The 17,044-nt window shown below is 65.0% G+C and carries 15 protein-coding genes; 6 read left to right on the top strand and 9 right to left on the bottom strand.

Going from position 1 to position 17,044, the window contains the following annotated elements:
- Positions 1-16: 16 nt before the first annotated feature.
- The gene (locus LCL94_RS04200) at positions 17-1,480 is read left to right on the top strand and encodes a glycerol kinase (protein WP_224831108.1); all 1,464 of its coding nucleotides are present in this window, start codon (positions 17-19) and stop codon (positions 1,478-1,480) included.
- Here LCL94_RS04200 and LCL94_RS04195 read toward each other — a convergent pair whose 3' ends face one another.
- The gene (locus LCL94_RS04195) at positions 1,481-1,939 is read right to left on the bottom strand and encodes a DUF1465 family protein (protein WP_222553798.1); all 459 of its coding nucleotides are present in this window, start codon (positions 1,937-1,939) and stop codon (positions 1,481-1,483) included.
- An 86-nt stretch (positions 1,940-2,025) separates the two neighbouring features.
- A complete protein-coding gene (locus LCL94_RS04190; protein ID WP_160608134.1) occupies positions 2,026-2,235 on the bottom strand; it encodes a YdcH family protein in 210 nt (69 codons plus the stop codon).
- A 151-nt stretch (positions 2,236-2,386) separates the two neighbouring features.
- Here LCL94_RS04190 and LCL94_RS04185 point away from each other — a divergent pair, with 151 nt between their 5' ends.
- The 5 genes from LCL94_RS04185 (at position 2,387) to tilS (ending at position 7,897) form a co-directional block, all read left to right on the top strand.
- Positions 2,387-2,542: a YdcH family protein gene (locus LCL94_RS04185; RefSeq protein WP_160608133.1), complete on the top strand. Its 156-nt coding sequence runs from the start codon at positions 2,387-2,389 to the stop codon at positions 2,540-2,542.
- Positions 2,543-2,624: 82 nt separating this feature from the next.
- A complete protein-coding gene (gene ptsP / locus LCL94_RS04180) occupies positions 2,625-4,895 on the top strand; it encodes a phosphoenolpyruvate--protein phosphotransferase (protein ID WP_224831107.1) in 2,271 nt (756 codons plus the stop codon).
- A 138-nt stretch (positions 4,896-5,033) separates the two neighbouring features.
- Positions 5,034-5,885 (top strand): helix-turn-helix domain-containing protein, encoded by an 852-nt coding sequence (locus tag LCL94_RS04175; RefSeq protein ID WP_224831106.1) that lies wholly within the window; start codon positions 5,034-5,036, stop codon positions 5,883-5,885.
- A gap of 73 nt (positions 5,886-5,958) precedes the next feature.
- On the top strand, positions 5,959-6,912 hold the full coding sequence (locus LCL94_RS04170; RefSeq protein ID WP_412070772.1) for a tetratricopeptide repeat protein: 954 nt from the start codon (positions 5,959-5,961) through the stop codon (positions 6,910-6,912).
- A gap of 1 nt (position 6,913) precedes the next feature.
- Positions 6,914-7,897, top strand: a complete 984-nt coding sequence (tilS, locus tag LCL94_RS04165) for a tRNA lysidine(34) synthetase TilS (protein ID WP_224831105.1) — start codon at positions 6,914-6,916, stop codon at positions 7,895-7,897.
- Here tilS and LCL94_RS04160 read toward each other — a convergent pair.
- The 7 genes from LCL94_RS04160 to LCL94_RS04130 all read right to left on the bottom strand — a co-directional run bounded on the left by LCL94_RS04160 (position 7,894) and on the right by LCL94_RS04130 (position 16,940).
- On the bottom strand, positions 7,894-8,532 hold the full coding sequence (locus LCL94_RS04160; protein WP_224831104.1) for a L,D-transpeptidase family protein: 639 nt from the start codon (positions 8,530-8,532) through the stop codon (positions 7,894-7,896). The genes tilS and LCL94_RS04160 overlap by 4 nt on opposite strands.
- An 84-nt stretch (positions 8,533-8,616) precedes the next feature.
- Complete coding sequence (eda, locus tag LCL94_RS04155) at positions 8,617-9,231, bottom strand: bifunctional 4-hydroxy-2-oxoglutarate aldolase/2-dehydro-3-deoxy-phosphogluconate aldolase (RefSeq protein ID WP_224831103.1); 615 nt, start codon at positions 9,229-9,231, stop codon at positions 8,617-8,619.
- Entirely contained in the window at positions 9,228-10,211 is a 984-nt protein-coding gene (gene glk, locus LCL94_RS04150; RefSeq protein WP_224831102.1) for a glucokinase, read from the bottom strand. The genes eda and glk overlap by 4 nt, the downstream gene beginning before the upstream one ends.
- Positions 10,212-12,026, bottom strand: a complete 1,815-nt coding sequence (gene edd / locus LCL94_RS04145) for a phosphogluconate dehydratase (RefSeq protein WP_224831101.1) — start codon at positions 12,024-12,026, stop codon at positions 10,212-10,214.
- Entirely contained in the window at positions 12,019-13,467 is a 1,449-nt protein-coding gene (zwf, locus tag LCL94_RS04140) for a glucose-6-phosphate dehydrogenase (RefSeq protein WP_224831100.1), read from the bottom strand. Before zwf ends, edd begins: the two co-directional genes overlap by 8 nt.
- A 91-nt stretch (positions 13,468-13,558) precedes the next feature.
- Positions 13,559-14,356, bottom strand: coding sequence for a transglutaminase-like domain-containing protein (locus LCL94_RS04135; protein WP_224831099.1), 798 nt, complete (start codon positions 14,354-14,356; stop codon positions 13,559-13,561).
- A gap of 226 nt (positions 14,357-14,582) precedes the next feature.
- Complete coding sequence (locus LCL94_RS04130; RefSeq protein ID WP_224831098.1) at positions 14,583-16,940, bottom strand: EAL domain-containing protein; 2,358 nt, start codon at positions 16,938-16,940, stop codon at positions 14,583-14,585.
- Positions 16,941-17,044 lie beyond the last annotated feature (104 nt).

The following is a 17,044-nucleotide window of genomic DNA, read 5'->3' as shown; positions in this document are numbered from 1 at the left end:
CGAGAAGGGAGATTTCATGGCCGAGTGCATACTGGTCCTCGATGCCGGGACGACATCGACACGCGCCATGGTCTTCGGCCGCGACGGCAAGCTCGCCTCGGTCGCGCAGGCCGAATTGACGCAGCATTATCCCCGGCCCGGCTGGGTCGAGCACGACGCGGAAGAAATCTGGCAGAAGACTTTGTCCTGCATGCGCGAGGCGGTGGGAGAGCGTGCCGAAGACATCGCGGCCATCGGCATTACCAACCAGCGCGAAACGGTAGTGGCGTGGGATCGCGGCACGGGCATGCCGCTTGCGCGCGCCATCGTCTGGCAGGATCGCCGCACGGCCGAATTCTGCGCCGCGCTTAAGGAAGCGGGGCACGAGCCGCTGGTGCAGGAAAAGACCGGCCTGCTGCTCGACCCCTATTTCTCCGGCACCAAGATGCGCTGGCTGCTCGACAATGATGCGGGCATAAAGGCTGCCGCCGCAGACGGCTCGCTCGCTTTCGGGACCATCGAAAGCTGGCTCGTTTTCCGGCTGACCGGCGGCGAGCACATCTCGGATGCGAGCAATGCCAGCCGCACGCTGTTGCTGCCGCTCGAAGGGGCCGATTTCGACGAGGGACTGTGCGAGCTGTTCGGCGTGCCGCCTGCAGCGCTCCCGCGCGTGGTCGACACCCACGGCGCGCTGGCCGAAGCGGATGCGGAATGGCTGGGGAGGACGATCCCGATCTGCGGCCTCGTCGGCGACCAGCAGTCCGCCACCATCGGACAGGGTTGCCTGTCCTTCGGCGAAACCAAGGCGACTTACGGCACGGGCGCCTTCGTGCTCACCAACAAGGGCTCGAAGGTTCCGCGTTCGGAGCATCGCTTGCTGGGTACCGTACTGTGCCAGGGCGCAGGCGAGCGCACCTATGCGCTGGAAGGCGCGTGTTTCGTGGCCGGTAGCCTGGTCCAGTACCTGCGCGACCAGCTGGGCCTGATCGGCAGCGCGGCAGAGACCGAAGATCTGGCCCGCTCGATCGAGGACAGCGGCGAGGTGGTCATCGTGCCTGCGCTTGCTGGCCTTGGCGCGCCGCACTGGAAGCCCGACGCACGCGGGGTTATTTCAGGCCTCAGCTTTGCCAGCGGGCGCGCGCAGATCGCCCGTGCGGCGCTGGAGGCGATGGCCCACCAGACCCACGATCTCGCGCAGGCCTTCGCCGCCGACGGCGCGGCATGGACGCGGCTGAAGATCGACGGCGGGATGAGCGCGAACGACTGGATGGCGCAGGACCTGGCGAATATTCTCGACCTCGAGGTCGAACGGCCCGATTTCGTCGAAACGACGGCACTGGGCGCGGCCATGTGCGCGGCTGTTGGCGCCGGGCTTCATCCCGACCTGTCCGCAGCCGCCGATGCCATGCGCGGCAATGCGGCCTGTTTCGCTCCTGATATGGACGAGGAGGTCAGGAAGGCGCGGCTGGCGCGTTACGCCCGCGCGCTGTCCGCTGCCTGATCAGCCGGCGTTGAAGGCCTGCGCGATGCGTCCGCGCAGGTCGCCCACCGGGTCGTCGTTCGCCGCGCGCACGCTGCGCTGTTCCGCGTCGAGGCGCGCCACACGGCCGTAAAGGCGTTCGGTATCGCGAATGAGAGCGCGCATGGCGATCGGCAGAACCGCCATGTTGCGCGGGTCGGACGGACGTTCGGTTCCGAGCGTGCCGGCCTTCTGCAACTGGCGGGCGGAGATCTCGCCGGCCAGGTACGCGCGCTGGTTCAGCAGCCAGGCAAGTACGTGCATCACCCGCGTCGTGGTGCGAAGCCCCTCGATCGACATGGCGATGCGCGTTTCGTTGGAGTTTTCGGGACCGTCTTCGGTGCCGTCGCGCAGGTCGAAGGCCGCACGCGTCTCGTCGGCCAGCAGCAGGGCTTCCGCGTAGAGGTCCTCGACGACCTGTTCGGTTACGGTGCGATCCATCGTTCTCTTCCAATGTCGCGTTACAGTCATCGATCCCTGCCTGCCAGCGCGCAGCGCGCGCCTGTCCCGAGGTGAGACGCGGGGCCTTACGCGATGATGTCGGGGATCAGATTGTCCTCGATCAGCGAGATGCGGTCCTTCAGCTGCAGCTTGCGTTTCTTGAGGCGCGCGATCTGCAGCTGGTCGACGAAGCCGCCTTTCTCGCCCGCTTCGGACAGAGCGACGATCGCGACATCGAGGTCGCGATGCTCGCTCCGGAGCAATTCCAGCCTCTTGCGCAGCTCCTGTTCGTTCACCGTCGTCTTCCCCGAATCTCGCTTCGTCGCATGGCCCGAAGAGGGCGCTTTGTAAATTCGCAAGAATGTGATTTGATAATTGGTCTGCGGCTCGTTCCGCAACGTTACGAGTCGCCTTTGAGGGGTTGCAACCTACGAAGGAGACCATCCGATGCACTCATCACATGTCGACGCACTGAAGGCCAAGCATGCCGGGCTCGAAGCTCGCCTGCACGACGAACAGTCCCGACCTGCGCCCGACATCGCGATGATCCAGCAGATCAAGAAGCAGAAGCTCAGGATCAAGGAAGAACTCGCCGCGCATTAAGCGCATGATATCGCGAGCGGGGCGGGGGCAAAGACCCCGCGTCCCGCTTTCGCGGCGTCCCTTTTTGATATAGCAGCGAGCCATGTCCGCCGTTGCCTCCGCTCGCCAGATTCTCACGCGCCTGCACGAAGTCATGGCAGGGCGCACCCATGCCCAGCACAAGCTCGACCGCGTGGTCGATATCATTGCCGATGCGCTGACCAGCGAAGTGTGCTCGATCTACCTCCTGCGCGAAGGTGCGCTGGAGCTTTACGCCACCCGCGGCCTCAACCCCGAAGCGGTCCACGTCACCCGCATGGCAGTGGGCGAAGGGCTGACCGGCACGATTGCCAAGAACATCGAGACGCTGAACCTTGCCGAGGCGCGGGCCCACCCGGACTTCCTCTACCGTCCGGAAACGGGGGAGGAGAAATACCATTCCTTCGCCGGGGTTCCGATCGTCTATCGCGAACGGGCAGTGGGCGTGCTGTGCGTCCAGCACGTGGAGCCGCGCCGCTACGAGGACGTGGAGATCGAGGCGCTCCAGACCACGGCAATGATCCTGTCCGAACTCATCGCCCACAAGGAACTGGTCGACGGAGAGAGCGCGTTCGACCTTGGCGAGGCCTCGACCGAAACCGAAATCCTCGAAGGGCTGACGCTGGTGAAGGGGCTGGCGGCAGGGGCTGCCGTCTTCCACCAGCCGCGCATCGAGATCGACCAGGTCGTTGCAGAAGACGTCGAGGCGGAACGCCAGCGCGTCTACCGCGCCTTCGACAAGATGCGCGACCAGATCGATGCCATGGCCAAGGAGCCGGAATTCGGGAAGGGCGGCGAACACGTCGAGGTCCTCGAGACCTACAAGATGTTCGCCTATGATGAAGGCTGGAGCCGCCGGATCAACGAGGCGATCGACAGCGGCCTCACTGCCGAAGCGGCGATCGAGCGCGTCCAGCAGCGCACCCGCATGCGGATGCGCGAGATCGACGATCCGCTGCTGGCCGATCGCATGCACGACCTCGAGGACCTGTCGAACCGTCTCCTGCGGATCGTTTCGGGGCAGCTGGGCACGGCGGCGTCGCAGGGGCTCCGTCGAGACACCATCCTGATCGCGCGCAATCTCGGCCCTGCCGAACTGCTTGAATACGACCGCCGTCGTCTGAAGGGCGTGGTGCTGGAGGAAGGTTCGCTCACCGCGCATGTCGTGATTGTTGCGCGGGCCATGGGCATTCCGGTCCTCGGCCGCGTGCACGGGATCAACTCGAAAGTCTCCGAGGGCGACGAAATCCTCGTCGATGCGGACAAGGGCACGGTCACCTTGCGTCCCTCGCAGCCCATGTGGGATGCTTTCGATGCGCGCTTTGCCAAGACGCGCGAGAAGCAGGCGGCCTATGCCGAACTGCGCGATGTCGAACCCTTCACGCGCGACGGCACGCGTATCACTGTGATGATCAACGCGGGCCTGCGCGACGATGTCAGCGCGCTGCAGCTGACCGGCGCGGACGGGATCGGCCTGTTTCGCACCGAATTCCAGTTCCTCGTCTCCTCGACCCTGCCCCAGCGCGAGCGGCAGATGCGGCTCTACCGCGACGTGCTCGATGCAGCGGACGGCAAGAAGGTCATCTTCCGCACGGTCGATATCGGCGGCGACAAGGCCGTGCCCTATCTCGACAACAGCACGGCCGAGCGGGACGAGAACCCGGCGATGGGCTGGCGTGCGCTGCGCCTCTCGCTCGAGCGCGAAGGCCTGCTCAAGGTCCAGGCGCGCGCCCTGCTCGAAGCGGCGGCGGGCCGCCAGCTTTCGGTCATGTTCCCCATGGTGTCCGAACCGTGGGAATTCGATGCGGCCAAGGAGATTTTCGAAGACCAGGCCGAATTCCTGCGCGAACGGCGTAGGCAGATGCCCGACAGCATCGAATACGGCTGCATGCTCGAAGTGCCCTCGCTGGCCGAGGTGCTCGACCTGCTGCTGCCCAAGGTGTCCTTCGTGTCGGTCGGCACGAACGACCTCACGCAGTTCCTGTTTGCCGCCGACCGCGCCAATCCCAAGCTCGCCGAACGCTACGACTGGCTGAGCCCTGCGATCCTGCGCTTCCTCGACCGCGTGTCGAAGGCGATGGTCGGCAGCAAGGTCCGCCTCGGCATTTGCGGCGAGATGGGCGGCCGCAGGCTCGAAGCGCTCGCGCTGATGGGGCTTGGTTACACCCGCTTCTCGATCACGCCGGCAGCCGTGGGCCCGATCAAGGAGCTGGTGCGCAAGGTCTACCTGCCCGACCTTACCAAGCATATGCAGCGCCTGCTGCTCAATCCGCCGGCAGACATGCGGGCGGCGCTGACGGAATGGGCCGTGGCGAACGACATCGAACTCGACTGATTTCGTCGCTCGCGCGGCGCGCCTCGTCCCTGCGTCCGGTCTGTGATACTATCTGTGCTTGACAGGTAGGGGGTCACTCCCATTCTACCGCGCACGGGAGCGGGAAAAACCCGCCGGGTACTAAGGTTCGGGAATCGCATGGAAGAAGAAGACGTCATCGTCGAAGAAGAAGGCACGCGTGCGCTCAGCGCTGGCGAGCGGCTGCGTCAGGCACGCGAGGCAAAGGGCCTCGGGCTTGAGCAGGTCGCCGCAGAAACGCGCATCCCCCAAAGGCACCTCCAGGCCATCGAGGCGGGCAATTTCGCGGCCCTGCCTTCGCGCACCTATGCGATCGGTTTCAGCCGGACCTATGCGCGCACGATGGACCTCGACGAGCGCGAGATCCTCGACCAGGTGCGCGTGGAACTGGCGCAGGACGGCGGCGATAATCGCCATGCCCCGGCCAAGTTCGAACCGGGCGATCCGGCCCGCGTCCCCGGTCGCGGCCTCGCATGGTTCACCGTGTTCGCCGCGATCCTGCTGATGGGCGGCATCTATGCCTTCTACCGCAGCTATTTCGCACCCGGCCTCGGCCCCGCACCGCTGCAGGACCCGGCCGAGCAGGTTGCGGCCAATGAAGGCGCGCAGCAGGCGGCCCCTGCCCCGGCAGCCACGCCGACCGGCGGACCGGTGGTCTTCACCAGCGAAATGGATGGTACCTGGGTGCGTTTCTACGATGCGCAGGGCGAACGCCTGTTCGAAGGCCTGATGGACAAGGGCGACACCTTCACGGTTCCGGCGGATGCGGAAGGGCCGCAAATCCGCACCGGGCGCCCCTATGCCTTCGCCATCACGATTGGCGGGCGCCCCGTCCCCAGGCTGTCCGAAGAAGACACGGTGGTCAGCGACGTGCCGGTAAGCGCACAGGCACTGATTGCGCGTCCCGCTGCCCCGGCTCCTACGCCGACCGCCTCCGCGACGCCTGCAGCCGCAGCGACTCCGGCAACCTGATCGCGGCGGAAAACCGCCTTCATCCCCTCGACAGTTTCGCGGGGCTAGGGCTAGATTCACTTTGATTTTCGACATGAGGAGAACGGGCGTGAAGATCACGCGCATTGCACGCGGATTTGGTCTCGGTGGGATCGCACTGGCCATGGCGGCGACGTCAATGCCGGTCGCTGCACAGGACGACGGCGAGGCCCGCATCCGCAAGCTCGAGGCGGAAGTCCGCGCGCTCCAGCGCAAGGTCTTCCCGGGCGGGGACGGCCGCTATTTCGAACCGCAGATCACCGGCCAGCCTGCCGCCCAGCCGAGCACGGCCAGCACCACCTCGACGACCGCGGTGACCGATATCCTTACCCGCCTCGACGCGCTGGAGGCGCAGTTGCAGCGCCTGACCGCGCAGTACGAGGTCGGCAGCAACGCCATGCGGCTGCTCGAAGAGCGGATCGAAGTGCTCGAAGCCGGTGGCACTGCCGCAACGGCACCTGCGCAGGTGGCTGCTGCCCAGCCGGCTAGCCGGCCCGCCACGCAGCCTGCCGCAACGCAGCGCCCCGCCGCCCAGCCGGCAGCCCAGCAGCCCGCCGCTTCGCAGCCGAGCCCGGAACGCGTTGCCGCGGTCCAGGCCATCGCCAAACCCCAGACCGACGATCCGGCGGATGACGAATACTCCTACGGCTTCCGCCTCTGGGAAGCGGGCTTCTTCCCCGAAGCGCAGCAGCAACTGACGCTCTTCGTCGAACGCTACCCGAGCCACTGGCGCACCACCTACGGGCGCAACCTGCTGGGCCGCGCCTATCTGGACGACAAGAAGCCCAATGAAGCGGCACCGTGGTTCCTCAAGAACTACCAGTCGGACAAGAGCGGTGCCCGCGCTGGCGACAGCCTGCTCTACCTCGCCGAAACCATGATCGCACTCAAGGACACCAAGCGCGCCTGCATCGCGCTCGCCGAATTCGGCGAGGCCTATCCGGCGCTCGCTGCCGGGCGCCTGCAGGGCCAGTACGAGCGCAATCTCGGCAAGGTGACCTGTAGCTGACATGCAGCTGCCACAAGGGCTCGTTGACAGGTTTCGTGCCGATCTCGAGCCTTTGTGGCCATTCCTCGACCAGCCGGAGAGCCGGCTCGGCCTCGCCGTGTCGGGCGGCGGGGACAGCCTCGCACTGCTGTTGCTCGCCCATGCCGCGCTGCCTGGTCGCGTAGAAGCGGCGACGGTCGACCACCGGCTGCGGCCGGAAAGTGCGGCAGAGGCCGGACACGTCGCCGCGCTTTGCCGCGAACTCGGCGTCCCACACCACATCATTCCGGTGAGCGTTGAGGGCGGGAACCTGCAGGACCGGGCCCGTGCGGCGCGCTACGCCGCGCTGGGCGGATGGTGCGAGGAGCGCGGGCTCGACGGGCTCGCCACGGCGCACCAGATGGATGACCAGGTCGAAACCTTCATCATGCGCGCCAATCGCGGCAGCGGGGTTTCCGGCCTCTCCTCCATCCGCGCGCTCGGCACCGTTCCTGGGATGCCACTGCGCCTGATCCGTCCGCTGCTTGGCTGGCGCCGGAAGGAACTGCGTGACATCGTCGAGGCGGCAGGCTGGAACGCCGTGGACGATCCGTCGAACGAGAACGACGCTTTCGACCGCATCCGCATTCGCAAGGCCCTGTCCGAAGCGGACTGGATCGACTTCGACGGGGTGGCGAAATCCGCCCGCCTGCTGGGAGAGGCGGAGGACACGATCGACTGGATGGTCGGCCGTGAATATTCCGAGCGCGTGGAAGCCGGGGCGGAGGAGACGGCCTATCGCGCCCTGCAGACCGGCATCGGCGGAACGCTTGTCGCAGGCGGTGTGATCAGGTCGATCTTCCGTGGTTTCGGGGCGCAGATCGACTTGGGCGCAGCCGCGAAGCTGGTCGAAGCGCTGAGGGCAGGGCGCAAGTCCAACGTCGCGGGTATCGAAGCCTTTGTGCGCGATCAGGATGGCGAGCGGCTCTGGGTATTCCGGCGCGAGGTGCCGCGCCGCACGGGCTAGATGATCGGGTCGCCCACGCCGATGCGCTTGCCATCGGTGATGATGACCTTGTCGCCCTTCTGCGCGATTTCGAACAGCTTGGCCGCCAGCGGATCGGGAATGGCCACGCAGCCGTGGCTGGCATAGCCGTTCTCCACTTCCGAACCGCCGTGGATGGCAATGCCGTCCCAGGTCAGGCGCAGGGTCCAGGGCATGGGCGCATTGCCGTATTTCTCTGATACGTTGTGCCGTTCCTTGGTCAGGATCGGGAAAGTGCCGGTGGGCGTGGGATGTTCGTCCGTGCCGAGCATGACGGCGGCGGCACCGATTTCATAGCCGTCGCGGAAGATCGAGATGGTGCGCGCCTGCAGGTCCACCGTGATGAGCAGCGGGCCTTCCGGCACGCCCTCGTCGTCCCAATGCCATTCGCCGTAGTTGATCGGCCCTTCGATAGGCAGGATGCGGCGGATGGTGAAGGGGCGGCGCGCATCGGCCTCCAGCTTGGCGAGGATCGCGCCTTCCGGCTCGATCGAGGCGGCTGCGGGGACTGCGATGGCTTCGGGCTCCGCCTGCGACGAGACGCCATAGGCGAGGGCGGCAATGCCCAGTGCGATCACGAATGTAGTGCCGCCAACCCATTTCAGAATCGCTGTCATGGCCGCAAGTATAGGCGGCCAAGAACCGGATTTCCAAGGCTCGGCGGGGGCAGTCCCGTATCGGAACGCCCCGCAGCGCCCTTCTTACCGGCCCAGCGCGGCCGCTTCGCGCGCCACGGTTTCCACGGCGGCCTCGTCGACCGGACCGCGCGGTGCGACCCAGCTTCCGCCGACGCACAGCACGGGGTCGAATGCGAGCCATTCGGGCGCGTTTTCCAGCGTGATGCCGCCGGTGGGGCAGAACCGGCACTGGCCGAAGGGCGCCGCAAGCGCTTTCAGCGCCGGCAGGCCTCCAGCCGCCATGGCAGGAAAGAACTTGAAGTGGGTGAGGCCGAGATCAAGTCCGCGCATGATATCGCCTGCATTGGCAATGCCGGGCAGGAAGGGAATGCCCGCGTCGATCGCAGCCTTGCCGAGCGTGTCGGTGAGGCCCGGCGAGACAATGAATTCGCTACCCGCCTCGATGGCCGCGTCCAGTTCCTGCCGGTTGGTCACGGTGCCTGCCCCCACGATGGCGCCTTCGACCTTGCGCATTTCGCGGATGGCATCGAGCGCAGCGGGCGTGCGCAGCGTGACCTCGAGGACCCGCAATCCGCCTGCCACAAGGGCGCGGGCCAGCGGCGCTGCATGTTCGACTTCGTCGACCACGATGACCGGGATCACCGGGGCGGTCTGCATGATATCGGCGATATGGGTCACTGGGCGGCCTTTGCGTGTTCGCAAGCGAATGCGGCAGCCGCGCCGAACAGGCCGGGCTGCGGGTGGACGATAAGCTTGACCGGGATGCCGGCCATCATGTTCTCGAAACGGCCTTTCGCGCGGAAGCGTTCGGCAAAGCCGGATTTGAGCAGTGTTTCGCGCAGGCGGAAACCGAGCCCGCCGGCAATCACCACGCCCTTCGCGCCGTGGGCCAGCGCCATGTCACCGGCAACGCTGCCGAGCGACAGGCAGAAACGATCGACCGCGGCCGAGGCGAGGCTGTCCTCGCCGCTCATGCCCTTGGTCCAGATCTCGATATCGTCGATCTCGGGCACGGCCTTGTGCTCCATCGCGGCGAGCGTCTGGTAGATGTCGGAAATGGCGGGTCCCGCGACCACACGCTCTACCGAAACGCGGGTGTGGCGCTTGCGCAGGCGGGCAAGGATCGCGTCCTCGATACTGTCGAGCGGGGCGAAATCGATATGGCCACCCTCCGTGGCGGACACGCGATAGGTGCCGTCTGGCTCGCGGTAGAGATGCGCTACGCCGAGGCCGGTCCCGGGCCCAAGCACGGTCAGGCGGCCGGTGGGGGGGAGCGGGCCTTCGGGGCCGGTCATATGGACGAACTGGTCCTCGCTCGCGCGGGCGACCGCATGCGCGACCGCCTCGAAATCGTTGACGATGGTATAGGCCTCGACCCCCAGCTTTTCCTTCACGAGGGCGGGCCGGATGATCCAGGGATTGTTGGTGAAGCGGATGACATCGCCGCCGACCGGACCGGCAATCGCCATCGAGATGCGTGGGGGCAAGGTCCCGCCCATGCGGTCGCGGTAATCCTCCCAGGCGGTCTGGAAACTGGCGTGGTCTTCCGTGTGCAGGGTTTCCGGCTCGCCCAGGCTGATCGAACCGTCATCCGCGATAGTGGCGATGGCGAAGCGGGCATGGGTGCCCCCGATATCGACGCTGACGAGGTCCATCATTTACAATCCTGCCATGGCTAGCATTGACGAGGCACCCTGTTCGGCGCCGTCGGCATTGGCCCTGAACATGGCATAGAATTCGCGGCCCATGCCGGTTTCGGGTTGCGGTTCGGCCGCCGGTTCGCGGCTCGAGAGGTCGGCCGTCGTAGACAGCGTGCCGGTTTCCGCGCAGACCTTGACGATATCGCCATCGCGCAGGAGCGAGAGCGGCCCGCCGCCCAGCGCTTCGGGCGTGCAGTGGATGGCAGCCGGCACCTTGCCGCTCGCCCCACTCATGCGGCCGTCGGTGACGAGCGCGACGCGGTAGCCGCGGTCCTGCAACACGCCAAGTGCGGGAGTGAGCTTGTGCAGCTCGGGCATGCCGTTCGCCCGCGGCCCCTGGAAACGGACCACGACGACGACATCGCGGTCCAGTTCGCCCTTCGAGAATGCCTCGTTGACCGAATGCTGGTCCTGGAACACGCGGCAGGGCGCCTCGATCGTCCAGCGTTCGCGCTCGACTGCCGAGGACTTGAAACAGGCGCGGCCAAGGTTGCCTTCGACAAGCCGCATCCCACCATCGGGCTGGAACGGATCGGAGGCGGGACGCAGCATCTCGGTATCGCCCGAGGGGCCCGGATCGCGCCAGGTCAGCGCATCGCCGTCCATTCCCGGTTCTCGCGAATAGGCTTCGAATCCACCGCTCCAGACCGTGAGGATGTCGCCGTGGGCGAGGCCTTCGTCGAGCAGCGTGCCGATCACGTAGCCCATGCCGCCGGCATCGTGGAAGTGGTTCACGTCGCCCGAACCGTTCGGATAGACCCGCGCCACCAGCGGAACGGCTGTCGACAGCTCGGCAAGATCGCTCCAGTCGAAGCGGATGCCGGCTGCCCGTGCCATGGCGGGAATGTGGATCGCATGGTTGGTCGATCCGCCGGTCGCCAGCAGGCCGATCGCGGCATTGATGATCGCCTTTTCGTCGACCACGCGGGCGAGGGGGCGGAAGTCGTCTCCGTCCTTGCCGATGGATGCCAGCCGGTGGGTCGCCGCGCGCGACAGTTCCTGGCGCAGCTTGGCACCTGGCGGGACGAAAGCCGCGCCGGGGACGTGCAGGCCCATCATCTCCATCATCATCTGGTTGGAGTTAGCCGTGCCGTAGAAGGTGCAGGTGCCCGGCGAATGGTAGCTCGCGCTCTCGCTTTCGAGCAGTTCGTCGCGGCCGACCTTGCCTTCGGCGTAAAGCTGGCGGACGCGCTGCTTTTCCTTGTTGGAAATGCCTGTACCCATCGGGCCCGACGGTATGAAGATAGCCGGGACATGGCCGAACCGCAGGGCACCCATGAGGAGGCCCGGCACGATCTTGTCGCAGATGCCGAGCAGGGCGACCCCGTCGTACATGGCGTGGCTCAGCGCGATGATGGTCGAAAGGGCGATGGTGTCGCGGCTGAAAAGCGACAGCTCCATACCCGCCTGGCCCTGCGTCACGCCGTCGCACATAGCGGGGGTTGCGCCTGCGACCTGGCAGGTTGCACCGACCTCGCGCGCCCAGATCTTCATCCTTTCGGGATAGCGATAATAGGGCTGATGGGCCGATAGCATGTCGTTATAGGAGGTCACGATGCCTAGGTTGGGTCCGCGTGCCGCCTTGATGGCCTGCTGGTCTTCTTCCGCGCCGGCAAAGGCATGGGCAAGGTTCGAACAGGACAGCGAATGGCGGTTCACCTGCCGGTCGCCTTCGCGGTCGGTCAGGTCGAGATAGGCCGCGCGGCTGTCCCTCGAATTGGCGATGACGCGCTGCGTCACCTTGTGGATCACGTTATTGAGCGGCTTAGTCATCGTGCCAGGTAACCCCGTCGCGTTCGGCCAGCGCGATTGCCGCGCTCGGCCCCCAGGTGCCTGAGGAATAGGTCTTGGGCTTCATTTCATGGTCGGCCCACAGCTTGCGGATCTGGTCGATCCACTCCCACTGCGCCTCGACCTCGTCACGGCGAACGAACAGCGTCTGGTCGCCTTCGATCAGGTCGAGCAGCAGGCGTTCGTAGGCAATCCGGCGCACCGTGTCCGAAAAGGCATCGGGCATGGCGATATCCAGCGGGACCGGGCGCAAGCGCAGGCCTTCGCGCCCCAGGCCCGGGACCTTTGCCATCATGGTGAGCTGGATGTTTTCCTTGGGCTGGATCTCGATCACCAGCCGGTTCGGCTGTGTTGTTGCACCGCGGCTTTCGAAGATCGAATGCGGGATGCAGCGGAACTGGATGACGATTTCGGTCACGCGCTCGGGCAGGCGTTTGCCGTGGCGCAGGTAGAAGGGCACGCCGCGCCAGCGCCAGTTGTCGACGTGGGCCTTCACCGCCACGAAAGTCTCGGTGTCGCTCTGCTTGCCGAGTTCCTCGTCGTAGCCGGGGACGCTTTTGCCTTCGACGGCGCCGGCGCGGTACTGGCCGGTGACGACCTCGTCCTTGCTGACTTCGCGCAGGGCGCGCAGCACCTTGACCTTCTCGTCACGCACGGCTGTCGCATCGAAACTGGTCGGCGGCTCCATCGCGACAAGCGCCAGCAGCTGCAGCATGTGGTTCTGCACCATGTCGCGCAGCGCGCCGCTGTCGTCGTAATAGGCGACGCGCGATTCCAGGCCGACCGTTTCGGCTACGGTAATCTGCACGTGTTCGATGTAGTTGGAGTTCCACACCGGCTCGAGCAAGATGTTCGCAAAGCGCAGGGCCAGCAGGTTCTGGACCGTTTCCTTGCCCAGATAGTGGTCGATCCGGAAAATGCGGTGCTCAGGAAATGCGGCCGCGACCGCATCGTTGATCTCGCAGCTGCTTTCGAGGTCTACGCCGAGCGGCTTTTCAAGGCCGATGCGCACGTTTCCTTGCGTCAGGCCGGCCCCCTCGAGGCCCTTGATCGTGGTTTCGAACAGGCTCGGCGCGGTCGATAGGAAGATTGCAAGGCCAGTGTAGTCGCCAACTGCCTTGGCCAGTTCGTCGTAGCCTTCAGGTGTTGTCGCATCCACCGGCACGTAGCTCAGCCGGTTGAGGAAATCCGCCATGCCGCCGCGGCGCTGCTTGGGCAGGAACTTCTCCAGTGCCTCACGCGCGAAATTGCGGAACTCGAGAGTGCTCATTTCCGAACGCGCCGTGCACACGATGCGCAGGGCCGGATCGAGCAGGCCATCGGAATTCAGCGCACAGAGCGAGGGCAGGAGCATGCGCTGCGACAGGTCGCCGGTGGCCCCGAACAGGAGCAGGCGGTCTGCGGTGAACCCTATTTCGTGCATGGAGCGTCCATGGTCGGCAATTCTCCCCATTTCGGATTGCGGCCTACCAGTGCGCGCAGCAGCGCGCCAGACAGGTGCATTCCTATTCGTGTCACACCCTGCTTACGGCGACCGAGGAGCGGAGGAAATCGCTCGGCCCGAAAGAGGTGAGAAAGCTGACATCCGCGGCATCGCGTCCTACCCCGATCTTCACGGTTTCGGCCGGGTCCGCCATGCCCGTGGCGTCGACGACTTGCCATGTGCCGCCGCCTGCGCGGCTGGGGTCGGCGAGGAAGACTTCTGCCACCGCATGGAAGTCCTGCGGTTCGACACCCGGCGCATAACAGGCGACGTAGCGAGCAGGGATCGCGGAAGCCCGGGCCATTGCGACGAGCGTGTGCGCATAGTCGCGGCAAATGCCCCTGCGTTCTACGAAGCTGTCGAGTGCTGTCGTCTGCGGGCCTGAGGAGCCTGGAACGTAGGAAAATTTCCCCGCGATCCAGTCGCGGATTGCAGCGACACGCGCGCCCCCGTCAGTGCCTGCAAATTCGCCGTCGACGAAGGCCTGGAACCTGTCGCCGGGACAATACCGGCTGTCGAACAGGTACTCGACCGCCTCTCCCGGAAGGTCATGCGGTGGGAGGGGGGCGAGCGATGACAAGTCTGCCACTTTTCGTCTCAGCTCGACTTGTGCCCGGTAACTGACCTCGACATTGCCCTGCGCGCGCAGCCAGATACGATTGCCGATATCGTCCTGCGCTGGGACGCTGGCGCGTTCCTCTGTCGGCGTGATCTCGGTTTCGCTTACGACAAGCACCTGTTCGGGGATCGCTGCCGCCTCGAACTGGAGAAGCACGTCCGTGGTTGTTTCCAGCGAGAAGGCGAAACTGCTGTCGATCTGAATGGCCATGCCGGACCAACGGCGAGGCGGGCAGAGAGTTTCTAGGCTGCCAGAGTGAGCCCGCCGGAAACGAAAAAGGACCCCGAAACGGGGTCCTTTAAAATTCGTTCTTGTGGCTGATTAGCCGCGCGGCGGCTTGCCGAGCAGCCATTCCCAAAAATTCCACATGGTTTGCCTCCTGTTGTGGTTTCAACAGTGAGCAATCCATTAACCAAGCTTGTTTGTAAAGCCTTAACTATGTTCCCGAAGCGACCTCTTTTGAAGAAACCTTGTATTCCAACAGGTTAGTTAGGGATAGCGGGCGGGCCAAGGCATAGCCCTGGACGTAGCGACAGCCGATTTCGTTAAGGATTTGAAGGGTTTTTGCGTCTTCCGCGCCTTCAGCGACCACGGTGATTCGCGCTGCATTGCCCATGGCAACCATACTAGAAGTAATGGCCCTGGCCTTCGCGCTCCGACTAATAGAATCCACGAACAGACGATCGATTTTCAGTTCGTCGAAAGGCAATTCGAAAAGCGTTTCGAAATTGGCAGAGCCGACACCGAAGTCATCGATCGAAATACGTAGCCCAAGGGCCTTCAATTCGGTCAGGATGGCCGCCGCCGTTTCGAGGTCACCGATACGCGATGTCTCGGTGATTTCCAGGATAAGGTAGCGTGCATCGAAGCCCGTCGCCTGCAGCGTGTTTCGCACAATACCCACGATGCGCATGTCGCCGAGCAATGTCGCCGAGATGTTGACGGACATGGAAATCGCCGTGCCGCGGAAGTGGAGCAGGCGGCCCGCATTGCAGGCCGTCTGGAGGACGTAGCTGGTGAGGTGCTCCATCCGCCCGGCCTTTTCGCACTGGGCGATGAACTTCATCGGCGGAATGAAGCCGCGTTCGGGGTCGTGCCAGCGCACCAGCGCCTCGACGCCTGTCAGCGTGCCGGCAAGCGTATCGATCTTGGGCTGGTAGACGCAGTAGATCTCCCCTGCCTGCATCGCATCGTCGATGCGTGCGCGCAGGGAGATGTCCCACAGCTCGTCATGGCGCGAACCGACTTCGGCGACCCTGATAGGGCGATGGGCCTCGGACGTCTCCTCTGCAGCCGCCGCGGCCGCGGGAACGGCGTTCAGTCCGACGGCTCCGAGGTCCGCGAGGCCGAAGGTAATGCCGACATCGACGCTTTCCTCACCCACCTGGATGGGCGCGGCGAAAATTGCACGCAACCCCTCGAGGTGGTCCACGAGGCGGTCGGTTTCAGCCTCGTCCGACTGCCAGGCAAGGTAGTGCCCTTCGATATAGATCGTCAGTTCGCTGTCTGCCGCGCGCAGGCGGTCGACCAGCCGGTGCACGTAGCGTGCGCGCTCGGTCGATCCGAGGGTCTTGATGACGTGCTCGAACCCGTGGAGCCTTGCGACGACGATATGCCCCGACTGGGGCCGCGTCTTGGCGATGATCTGTTCAAGGATGCGGAGCTTGGGCAGGCCGGTCTCGCTATCGATGCTGGCGACACGAAGCCTCCACCGGGCCCTCGAACGGAGCGCGGCGTAAACGAGCAGGAGCGCGAGGGCATAGGTGATCTCCACCCGGACGCCCGTGTTGGCGCCGAATATCATCAGGGCCGGAAGACTCAGGACGACACCGAGATACAGTGCGCGCCGTACGCCCTTGACCGGATTGGCGAGGATGATCAGCGCCATTGCGCCGCACAAGAATGCCAGGATGGTAAGTCCGCCGACAAAGCCGGTACGGCCGGACTTCAGAGCTTCTGCGGCGTAGATCGATACAAAGCTTGGGGGTGCGCCGATGAGGCCCGGAACCTTCAGGCCGGATCCGCTCGCATCGGCGGCAGGGCCGATAAGCACGGTTTTGCCTGAAAGATCGATCACGGGACTTGTCGCCCTGCCGGTCACCTCGTCCAGTTCAAGCGCCGGAATTCGCGAAGGATCGAAGCCATAGTCGATCTGGAACATCGGTTCCTTGAAGGTTTCGACGCCAGCCAGCGACGCGGCCAGTGACTTGCGACCTTCGCTGACTTCCTGGTCGTACGCGAAGAAATCCTGCCACATGTAACCGAGGTAGTTAGGTGTCCGTTCGGAGACGACCCGCGCATGGTCGGTGCGGAATTTCGGGTCAGATTTGGTCAGCTTCCGCTTCAGGCCATCGGACGTAAGCTCGATCTGGTCCACCAGAACGACCCGGGGGCCGAGCTGGGCGAGCGCTTCGGAAAGGTCGGCGTCGACCTGTTCACTGGCACCTTCGGCCAGGACGAAATCGACATAGACCTTGCCGACACCCTGTGCGTCGAGTTCGTGCAGTGCCCTGGTGAGTTCGCGGCGTTCCCCGACCTGCGAAGGTTCCTCGACCTTGGAGGAGGTTCCGACGAAGACGATATCGCCCGAAGGCTGGTGTCCGCCGAGGCGGGACTGGATCAGCCAGGACAGCTGGGTGACGGGCTCCAGCAGGAATACTGCCAACATGGCGAACGCCACCGCACCCGCCCACAGCAGGTGTTGCAATCGCTTCAGCGTACCGGTCGAGCGAGGCCTGAAGGCCAGCCGCTGTCCGGCGCCGGGCGTGGAAGCGAGGGCGGTTTTCTCGTCCATTCCGCCCCCTATGAGGCGAATAGGATTAAGAAACTTTCAACACGGCCCGATCTTTCCCCCGGTGGCCGTGCAAAACTGCGGGATGCGATGGTTAATTCGACTTA

Source organism: Qipengyuania gaetbuli (assembly GCF_020171365.1).
Lineage (GTDB): Bacteria > Pseudomonadota > Alphaproteobacteria > Sphingomonadales > Sphingomonadaceae > Qipengyuania > Qipengyuania gaetbuli_B.
The sequence above is the reverse complement of the archived record's forward strand: the minus strand, read 5'-3'. Positions and strand labels throughout refer to the sequence as shown.